At 70.9% G+C, this 9,482-nt stretch carries 6 protein-coding genes; 1 reads left to right on the top strand and 5 read right to left on the bottom strand.

What is annotated here, in order from left to right:
* Window positions 1–480 precede the first annotated feature (480 nt).
* From ABH925_RS09430 to ABH925_RS09415, 4 genes are all read right to left on the bottom strand, one after another.
* Window positions 481–2,004 (bottom strand): CoA-acylating methylmalonate-semialdehyde dehydrogenase, encoded by a 1,524-nt coding sequence (locus ABH925_RS09430; protein WP_370146796.1) that lies wholly within the window; start codon window positions 2,002–2,004, stop codon window positions 481–483.
* Window positions 2,005–2,126: 122 nt separating this feature from the next.
* Complete coding sequence (locus tag ABH925_RS09425; protein ID WP_370146795.1) at window positions 2,127–2,600, bottom strand: hypothetical protein; 474 nt, start codon at window positions 2,598–2,600, stop codon at window positions 2,127–2,129.
* Window positions 2,601–2,832: 232 nt separating this feature from the next.
* On the bottom strand, window positions 2,833–4,227 hold the full coding sequence (locus tag ABH925_RS09420; protein WP_370146794.1) for an NAD(P)/FAD-dependent oxidoreductase: 1,395 nt from the start codon (window positions 4,225–4,227) through the stop codon (window positions 2,833–2,835).
* Window positions 4,228–4,301: 74 nt separating this feature from the next.
* A complete protein-coding gene (locus ABH925_RS09415; RefSeq protein WP_370146793.1) occupies window positions 4,302–5,831 on the bottom strand; it encodes a gamma-aminobutyraldehyde dehydrogenase in 1,530 nt (509 codons plus the stop codon).
* A 316-nt stretch (window positions 5,832–6,147) separates the two neighbouring features.
* Here ABH925_RS09415 and ABH925_RS09410 point away from each other — a divergent pair, with 316 nt between their 5' ends.
* A complete protein-coding gene (locus ABH925_RS09410; protein WP_370146792.1) occupies window positions 6,148–7,806 on the top strand; it encodes a PucR family transcriptional regulator in 1,659 nt (552 codons plus the stop codon).
* A 142-nt stretch (window positions 7,807–7,948) separates the two neighbouring features.
* Here ABH925_RS09410 and ABH925_RS09405 read toward each other — a convergent pair whose 3' ends face one another.
* Window positions 7,949–9,400 carry a gamma-aminobutyraldehyde dehydrogenase gene (locus ABH925_RS09405; RefSeq protein ID WP_370146791.1) on the bottom strand — a complete coding sequence of 484 codons (1,452 nt, stop codon included), beginning with the start codon at window positions 9,398–9,400 and terminating at the stop codon, window positions 7,949–7,951.
* Window positions 9,401–9,482 lie beyond the last annotated feature (82 nt).

The raw sequence follows: 9,482 nt of genomic DNA, 5'->3' as shown, positions 1-9,482 counted from the left end.
TGGCGTTGACTTTTGGCACGCTGTTGAGTTCTCAAGGAGCGGACGCTTCCTTCGAGACCGTTTCACCGGCCCCTCCGGGCGCTTCCTTCGTTCACTACTCTATCAGACGTTTTCCGGTCCGATTTCCGTCTTCCCGCGCCGTTTCCGGCCCGTTCCGACGAGTGAAACTCTAGCGGAATTTCTCGGTGTCAGCCAATTCCGCCGCATTCCCACCCCAGTCCCGAAAATGAGCGCACGGAACCAGGGTTCGCATGATCTGACTTTCAGTGGAGTGGCCGCCCCGGGAACGTCCGCGCAGATGCGTGTCCGTCTCTCCCTGTCGAGCGACCTCGGAACTCTACCCCGCCGTACATGCCGATGCAAACTCGGGGCAGCGGGTCCTCCGGCAACAGGTCGGCCCGGCCGCGTCCAGAGGACACGACCGGGCCGACCCGCGATCACGCGGGCGTGTCACACGCGGCACATCGCGCCGCGGTGTTGTCAGGCGTTGGTGGGGAAGCCCAGGTTGATCCCGCCGTGGCTCGGGTCGAGCCAGCGCGAGGTCACGGCCTTGCCGCGGGTGAAGAAGTGGACACCGTCCGGGCCGTAGGCGTGGCTGTCGCCGAACAGCGAGGCCTTCCATCCGCCGAAGGAGTAGTAGGCGACCGGAACCGGGATCGGCACGTTGATGCCGACCATGCCGACCTCGACCTCGTTCTGGAAGCGCCGGGCCGCGCCGCCGTCGTTGGTGAAGATGGCGGTGCCGTTGCCGTAGGGGTTGCTGTTGATCAGCTCCAGGCCCTCCTCGTAGGAGTTGACCCGCACGACCGACAGCACCGGGCCGAAGATCTCGTCGTTGTAGACCGACATGCCCGGCTTGACGTGGTCGAACAGGGTCGGGCCGAGCCAGAAGCCGTCCGTGGTCTGCGAGCCGTTCCTGTCCTCACCCACGATCGGGTGCTTGCGGCCGTCCACGGCCAGCTCGGCGCCGTCGGCCACTCCGGACTCCAGGTAGGAGGTGACCTTGTCCCGGTGTACGCCGGTGACCAGCGGGCCCATGTCCGAGTCGCCGTTGCAGCCCGGGCCGACCTTCAGGGTGGCCATCCGCTGCTTGATCTTCTCGACCAGCTCGTCCGCGATCGGCTCCACGGCCACCAGCACGGACACCGCCATGCAGCGCTCGCCGGCCGCGCCGAATCCCGCGTTGATCGCGGAGTCGGCGGCCAGGTCGAGGTCCGAGTCGGGGAGCACCAGCATGTGGTTCTTGGCGCCGCCCAGGGCCTGGACGCGCTTCCCGTACCGGGTGCCGGTCTCGTAGACGTAGCGGGCGATCGGGGTCGAGCCGACGAAGGAGACGGACTTGACGTCCGGGTGCTCCAGCAGGCGGTCGACGGAGACCTTGTCGCCGTGCACGACGTTGAAGACGCCGTCGGGCAGACCGGCCTCCTTCCACAGCTCGGCGATGAAGTTCGCCGCCGAGGGGTCCTTCTCGGAAGGCTTGAGGATGACGCTGTTCCCCGCCGCGATGGCGATCGGGAAGAACCACATCGGGACCATCGCCGGGAAGTTGAACGGCGAGATGATCGCTACCGGGCCGAGGGCCTGGCGGATCGAGTAGACGTCGACGCCGGTCGAGGCCTGCTCGGTGAACCCGCCCTTGAGCAGCTGCGGGATGCCGCAGGCGTACTCGACGACCTCCTGGCCGCGGGCGATCTCGCCCAGCGCGTCCGAGTGGACCTTGCCGTGCTCGCCGACGATGATCGCGGCCAGCTCGTCCTTGCGGGCGTTGAGCAGCTCGCGGAAGTTGAAGAGCACCGTGGTGCGCTTGGCGATGGACGCGTTCCGCCAGCCGGCGAAGGCGGCGACGGCGGAGCCGACCGCCGCGTCCACCTCGGCGATGGTGGCGAAGTCGACCTGACCGGTGACCTTGCCCGTCGCCGGGTCGTAGATGTCACCGCGGCGCGGGGCGCTGCCCGCGGTGGCTACCGAGGTGCCGCCGATCCAGTGGGTGATGTGCTTGCTCAACGTCTGCCTCCGAGTCCGGGCGGGGCACGGGGATCTCACCAGCGGGTGCCGCGCTCTATACATTCTGTTGCGCGATCGGCCCGGCCTCAATCAGCAGCCTGTCGGGGAAAGTCGATTCGTCCTTACAGCTCGTCCGGTCGCCCGATGGGCTCGCCGGTGAGCAGCGCCGCCGCCTCGTGCATGGCGAGTTCCACCAGTACCGGATCGTTGAGTACCCCGCTTCCGTCCGGCGGCACCAGCCAGCGCAGGCCGCGGCCGCACCGGCCCGGGTGCGGGACGGCGAGCCAGACTCCGTGCCCCGCGGTGCGCACTCCGGTTCCCACCCAGCGGGCGGCGGTCCCCGGTGGGACGAAGAAGCCGACCCGGAAGTCCCCGAAGTCCGCCAGCACCGGTCCCGGTTCCGTGTCCATCCGCAGCAGCACGTCCGCGGCGAGCCGGCCCAGCTCCCCGGGCACTATCAACACGTCCCAGATCCGGCCGGCCGGGAGCAGCGCCACCCCGAGGGCACTGCGCTCCCATTCCCAGCGACAGGCCTCCGGATCCGGCGCGGCGGCACTGAGCCACTCCACGGCGCCTCTCGATTCCATGCTCCCCATCACTTCCGCCTCCCGCATCCTCCCGGCGGAGCTCCAGAGCGGACCCGCCGGTAACAAGAGAGAGCGGATTGCCGTACTGCTCTTACACGAATGTCGGCAACATCTTCAGACAACCGGGGGGACGCGCGGGCGAGATACCCGGTACGGGTGCGAAAAACGGCGCGCACCCGCTACAGGAAGCAGGTGCGCGCCGCCGCAGGGCAGAGCCCCGATGGGGGGTGGCGTGGAGACGTCAGCTGTCGAAGCCGAGGCCGAGGGTGTCCATGGTCTTCAGCCAGAGGTTGCGCTTCCCCTGGTTGTGGTCGGCGCGGTCCAGCGACCACTTGGTGATGCCGATTCCGGCCCACTTCACCGGCTCCGGCGGGAACGGCATCGGCTTGCTCCGGACCATCTCCAGCTGGGTGCGCTCGGTGCGCTCCCCCGCCAGCAGGTCGAGCATGACCTCCGCGCCGAAGCGGGTCGCGCCGACGCCGAGGCCGGTGTAGCCGACGGCGTAGGAGACCTTGCCGCTGTGCGAGGTGCCGAAGAAGGCGGAGAAGCGGCTGCAGGTGTCGATCGCGCCGCCCCAGGCGTGGCTGAAGCGCAGCCCTTCGAGCTGCGGGAACGCGGTGAAGAAGTGCCCGGCGAGCTTGCTGTAGGTCTCCGGGCGGTGGTCGTACTCGGCGCGGACCTTGCCGCCGTAGTGGTAGATCGCGTCGTAGCCGCCCCAGAGGATGCGGTTGTCGGCGGAGATCCGGAAGTAGTGGAACTGGTTGTTGCAGTCGCCCAGCCCCTGGCGGTTCTTCCAGCCGATGGCGGCGAGCTGGTCGTCCGTCAGCGGCTCGGTCATCAGCGCGAAGTCGTAGACCGGGGCGAGGAACGGGCGGACCCGCTTCACCAGGTTGGGGAAGATGTTCGTGCCCAGCGCGACCCGACGGGCGAACACCCGCCCGTACGGGGTGCGCACGGCCATGCCCGGGCCGTTCTCGGCGAGGTCGCTGGCGGGGGTGTGCTCGAAGATCCGCACGCCGAGGTCGAGGCAGGCCTGCTTCAGCCCCCAGGCGAGCTTGGCCGGGTGGACCATCGCCACGCCGTCCTTGTCCCACAGTCCGGCCAGGAAGGTCGGCGAGTCGACCTCGGCACGCACCGCGTCGGCGTCCAGGAACTCGGCGTCGATGCCGTACTCGGCCATCTGCTCGGCGCCTTCGCGCAGTTCCTCGACCTGGTGCGGCTCGGTGGCGACGTCGAGCTCTCCGGTGCGCTCCCAGTCGCAGTCGATGCCGTACTTCGTCACCGCCTCCTCCATCGCCTGGAGGTTCTCCTGGCCGAGCCGCTGCAGCGTGCGCAGCTCGTTCGGCCAGCGCTCCAGACCGTTGAAGAAGCCGTGGGTGAGGCTGGCGGCGCAGAAGCCGCCGTTGCGCCCGGAGGCGGCCCAGCCGACCTCCTGGCCCTCGACCAGGACCACGTCCAGGGAGGGGTCGCGCTCCTTGGCGATCAGCGCGGTCCACAGACCGGAGTAGCCGCCGCCGACGACCAGCAGGTCACAGCGGGTGTCGCCGACGAGAGCCGGCAGGGCGTCCGGGCGGGCGGGATCCGCCAGCCAGAACGAGGTGTGCTGGACGTCGGCAAGGGAATGGGCCGGATCCATAAATCTCACTGCTCTCTGATGCACCGTCGGGTGCGGTAGGAGGGGGCGCGAACGAGGATGTGACGGCTGAGGGGTCAGCGGTCGCCGAAGATCGTGCGGTGCCAGTCCTTGCGGGCGACCGCGGTGATGTCCTGCATGACGTGCTTGACCTGCGTGTACTCGTCCAGGGAGTACTGCGACATGTCCTTGCCGTAGCCGGACGCCTTGTAACCGCCGTGCGGCATCTCGCTGATGATGGGGATGTGGTCGTTGACCCAGACGCAGCCGGCCTGGATCTCGCGGGTGGCCCGCAGCGACCGGTACAGGTCGCGGGTCCAGGCCGAGGCCGCCAGGCCGTAGGGAGTGTCGTTGGCGAGCCGAAGGCCCTCCTCGTCGCTGTCGAACGGGAGGACGACCAGGACCGGGCCGAAGATCTCGCCCTGCACCACCTCGGCGTCCTGGGTGACGCCGGTGATCAGCGTCGGGCGGTAGTACGCGCCCAGGGTCAGGTCGGTGCCGTCGTGGCCCTTGTCCGGCGCGAAGCCGCCCGCCGCGATGGTGGCGCCGTAGCCGCGGGCGCGCTCGACGAAGCCGGCGACGCTGTCGCGCTGCCGGAAGGAGACCAGCGGGCCCAGGTCGGTGTGCGGGTTGAACGGGTCGCCGAGGCGCACCAGGTTGTAGAGCTCGGCGACGCCCTCGACGAAGGCGTCGTAGAGCGGGCGCTGGACGTAGGCGCGGGTGGCGGCGGTGCAGTCCTGGCCGGTGTTGATCAGCGAGGCGGCGACCGCGCCGTGCACGGCGGCGTCGAGGTCGGCGTCGTCGAAGACCACGAACGGCGCCTTGCCGCCGAGCTCCAGGTGCGTGCGCTTGACGGTCTGGATGGCGACCTCGCCGACCCGCTTGCCGACACCGGTGGAGCCGGTGAAGGACACCATCGACACGTCCGGGTGGGCGACCAGGTGCTCGCCGGCGACCCGGCCCGACCCGGTGACCACGTTGACGACGCCGTCGGGGATGCCCGCGTCGGTGCAGGCCTGGGCGAACATCAGCGAGGTGAGCGGGGTGAGCTCGGCCGGCTTGAGGACAATGGTGTTGCCGGCCGCGATGGCCGGGAGGATCTTCCAGCCGGCCATCTGCAGCGGGTAGTTCCACGGCGAGATCGAGCCGACCACGCCGATCGCCTCACGGCGGATCGAGGAGGTGTGGTCGCCTGAGTACTCCCCGGTGGCCTTGCCCTCCAGGTTGCGCGCGGCTCCGGCGAAGAAGGCCACGTTGTCGATCGTGCCGGGGACGTCGAACTCGGTGGTGAGCTTGATCGGCTTGCCGGTCTGCGCGCTCTCCACCCGGGCGAAGTCCTCGGCGCGCTCGGCAAGGATGCCGGACAGCCTGGTCAGCGCCTCGGAGCGGGCCCCGGGAGTGGCGTTGGACCACTCCGGGAAGGCCGCCGTCGCGGCGGCGACCGCGTCGTCGACATCGGCGGTCGAGGCGAGCCGTACGGTCTGCACCAGGCTGCCGTCGGCCGGGCTGGTGACGTCGAAGGTCCCCGCTCCCGTGCCTTCGCGCAGTGCTCCACCGAGGTACTGGGCCCCGGCGTCGAAGCGAGTGCCGACGATGGACCGGTCCATGGTTTCCTCCAGGGGCGCGCGGCCGGCACGACGACGGTGTGTGCCGGCAGGCAGAGACGTGACGGGCGGAGACACTGCCCACCCTGCGACGATGCCTCCGGCGAGTGGGGCCGGGCAAGCAACAGGGCGCAAGGCAGATCGTTAACGGCATTACACCCTGCCAAGGGCGGGAATTCCGACACCTCGTTGCCCGCATGTCGCGCGGACCTGACACTATGAAGGGGCCCCCGCCCGGCTGCAGCAGCCCTGCCGGGCTACCCGCCGCGGCCGCGGTACCCCTGCCGCGCCCCCTGTCCGGCCGTCCCCGGAGGTCCCGTTGTTCCCCACCGTCGCCCGCGTCCTCGACCTGGACGTGGTCAGCCGTGGCCTGCCCGAGGTCGTCGCCGGGAAGGAGCACCTGGAGCGCCCGGTGCGCTGGGTGCACGTCAGCGAGCTGCCGGACGTGGCCGGGATGCTGCAGGGCGGCGAACTGATCCTCACCACCGGCATCGCCCTGCCCGGGGACCGCGACGGACTGGCCAACTACGTCCGCGACCTGGCCGAGGTGGGGGTGGCCGGGCTGGTGGTGGAGTTCGGGCGGCGCTACTTCGACAACCTGCCGCGCGCCCTGGTGCACGCGGCCGAGCAGCGCGGGCTGCCGCTGATCGTGCTGCGCCGGGAGCTGCGCTTCGTCGCGGTGACGGAGGCAGTGCACGCGCTGGTGGTGAACGCCCAGCTGGAGGAGCTGCGGTCGTCGGAGGAGATCCACCAGACCTTCAACGAACTGGCCGTCGAGGGCGCCGAACCGGTGGAGGTGGTCCAGCAGGTCTCCCGGATGGCGGGCGCGCCGGTGGTACTGGAGAACCTGTCGCACCAGGTGCTGGCGTACGACACCGGCGGGCAGAACGCCCAGGTGCTGCTGGCCGGCTGGGAGCCGCGCTCGCGCGGGGTCCGTCCGGCCGGGCGGACCGGGCACGATCCGCGCACCGGCTGGCTGGTGACGCAGGTGGGGGCGCGCGGGCACGACTGGGGGCGCCTGGTGCTGATCGGCGCGCCCAGCTCGGCCCGCCAGGACGCCGCGCCGGCCACCGCCTCGCACCGGCACACCATGCTGCTGGAGCGGGCGGCGGCGACGCTGGCGCTGAACCGGCTGCTGGTCCGCGACCGGGAGAGCCTGGAGCGGCAGACCCATCGCACCCTGCTCTCCGGCATCCTGACGCACGCGCTGACGGTCTCGGACGTGGCGCTGCGCGCCTCCGCACTGGGGGTGCCGCTGGAGGGCCGGCGGCTGGTGGGCGTGGTGCTGCGGCAGCGACGCGGCACGGCCCCGGCCGCGCTGGAGGCGCAGGCCCGGCTGCGGGACTTCACCGAGACGGCGGCGGCCGCGGTACGCGAGAAGCGGCTGACCGCGCTGGTCGGCGCGCTCGACGACGAGGCGGTCGGGCTGCTGGTGTCGCTGGGGCCGCGCGATGACGAGCACACCGCGCTGGAGGGCTTCGCCTCCTCGCTGCGGCGGCTGCTGCTGGAAGCGGAGGAGCCGGAGCCGGTGGTCGCGGTGGGCTCCTCGGTGGGCGCGGTGCGCGACGCCCGGCGCACCCTGGTCGAGGCCACCCAGGTGGCCGACGCGGCCCTGCACGACGCGCCCGCCTCCGGAGCGCGCTCGGCCTCGTACTACCGGTTGCCGGACGTCCGGCTTCGCGGCCTGCTGCACCTGCTGCGCGACGACGCCCGGCTGCAGACGTACGTGGAGCGGGAGTTGGGCCCGCTGCTGGCGTACGACGCGGAGCACAACAGCCAGCTGATCCAGATGCTGCGGGTGTACCTGGAGCAGGGCCGCAACAAGTCCGCCGCCGCAGACGCGGCGCATCTGTCCCGGCCGTCGTTCTACGACCGGCTGCACAAGGTGGAACGGGTGCTCGGGGTGGACCTGGACCAGGTCGAGTCCTGCCTGTCGCTGCACGTCGCCATGCTGGCGCTGGACGCGGTGCGGCGCTGATCCGGGCGGAGCGCGGCTCGGTACGGCGACACCGGAACACCGCCGAGCCGGGCCCGACACGGCGCCGGCCCCGGCATCCGCACGCGGGGTCGCGCGGACGCCGGGGCCGGTTCGGGCCGGGCCGGGCCGGGTGCCGAGGGTGTCAGCCCTCCAGCGAGGTCATCACGTGCTTGATCCGGGTGTAGTCCTCGAAGCCGTAGGAGGAGAGGTCCTTGCCGTAGCCGGACTTCTTGAAGCCGCCGTGCGGCATCTCGGCGACCAGCGGGATGTGGGTGTTGATCCACACGCAGCCGAAGTCGAGCTTCTTGGCCAGCCGCATCGCCCGGCCGTGGTCCTTGGTCCAGACCGAGGAGGCGAGGGCGAACTCGACGCCGTTCGCGTTGGCCACGGCCTCGTCCTCGTCCGAGAACTTCTGCACGGTGATGACCGGGCCGAAGACCTCGTTCTGGATGATCTCGTCGTCCTGCTTCAGGCCGGAGACCACGGTCGGGGCGAAGAAGTAGCCGGCCTCGCCGACGCGGTGGCCGCCGGCCTCGACCTTGGCGTGGGCCGGAAGGCGCTCGATGAAGCCGGTGACCTGGGCGAGCTGGTTGGCGTTGTTGAGCGGACCGTAGAGCACGTCCTCGTCGTCCGGCTGTCCGGTCTTGGTGTCGGCGGCGGCCTTGGCCAGCGCGGTCACGAACTCGTCGTGGACGTTCTCGTGGACCAGCACCCGGGTCGCGGCGGTGCAGTCCTGGCCGGCGTTGAAGTAGCCGGCCACCGAGATGCCCTCGACGGCGGCGGCGATGTCGGCGTCGTCGAAGACCACGACCGGGGCCTTGCCGCCCAGTTCCAGATGGACCCGCTTGACGTCCTTGGCCGCGGAGCCCGCGACCTGGATGCCGGCCCGGACCGAGCCGGTGATGGAGGCCATCGCCGGGGTGGGGTGCTCGACCATCAGCCGGCCGGTCTCACGGTCGCCGCAGACGACGTTGAAGAGGCCCGCGGGCAGCTCCATCTCCGCCAGCACCCCGCCGATGATCTCGGCCAGCAGCACGGTGGAGGCCGGCGTGGTGTCGGAGGGCTTGAGCACCACGGCGTTTCCGGCGGCGAGGGCGGGGGCGAACTTCCACACCGCCATCATCATCGGGTAGTTCCACGGCGCGACCTGGGCGCAGACGCCGACCGGCTCGCGGCGGACGAAGGAGGTCATCCCCTCCATGTACTCGCCGCCGGACTTGCCTTCGAGCAGCCGGGCCGCACCCGCGAAGAAGCGGAGCTGGTCCACCATCGGCGGGAGTTCCTCGGAGGCGGTCAGCCCGAGCGGCTTGCCGGTGTTCCGGGACTCGACCGCCACCAGCTCCCCGGCGCGCGCCTCGATCGCGTCCGCGATCTTCAGCAGCGTGCGCTGGCGCACCGAGGGGGTGGTGTCGCGCCAGATCTCGAACGCCGCGGCGGCGGCGGCCATGGCCGCGTCCACGTCGGCCTCGGCGGAGAGCGGCGCGGTGGCGTACACCTCGCCGGTCGTCGGGTCGACGACCTCGGTGGTGCGGCCGTCGGCGGCGTCGGTGAACGCGCCGTTGATGTAGTTGCGCAGCGTCTGGAGCTCGCTCACGGGGACCTCTCCTCGGATTCCTGCCCGGCACTCCGGTGTGCCTGATCAGTACCAGCGGGGCCAGCCTACCGCCGAAGCTGCG

Origin of the sequence: Streptacidiphilus sp. EB129 (assembly GCF_041262645.1) — a bacterium.
Taxonomy (GTDB): Bacteria; Actinomycetota; Actinomycetes; order Streptomycetales; family Streptomycetaceae; genus Streptacidiphilus.
Note: the sequence above shows the minus strand (reverse complement) of the source record. Positions and strands in the feature narration are given on the sequence as shown.

Bases quoted from the DNA above. Each gene is read 5' to 3' on its own strand.
- ABH925_RS09425 (WP_370146795.1), bottom strand. From the start codon at position 2,600: ATGGGGAGCATGGAATCGAGAGGCGCCGTGGAGTGGCTCAGTGCCGCC.
- ABH925_RS09420 (WP_370146794.1), bottom strand. From the start codon at position 4,227: ATGGATCCGGCCCATTCCCTTGCCGACGTCCAGCACACCTCGTTCTGG.
- ABH925_RS09415 (WP_370146793.1), bottom strand. From the start codon at position 5,831: ATGGACCGGTCCATCGTCGGCACTCGCTTCGACGCCGGGGCCCAGTAC.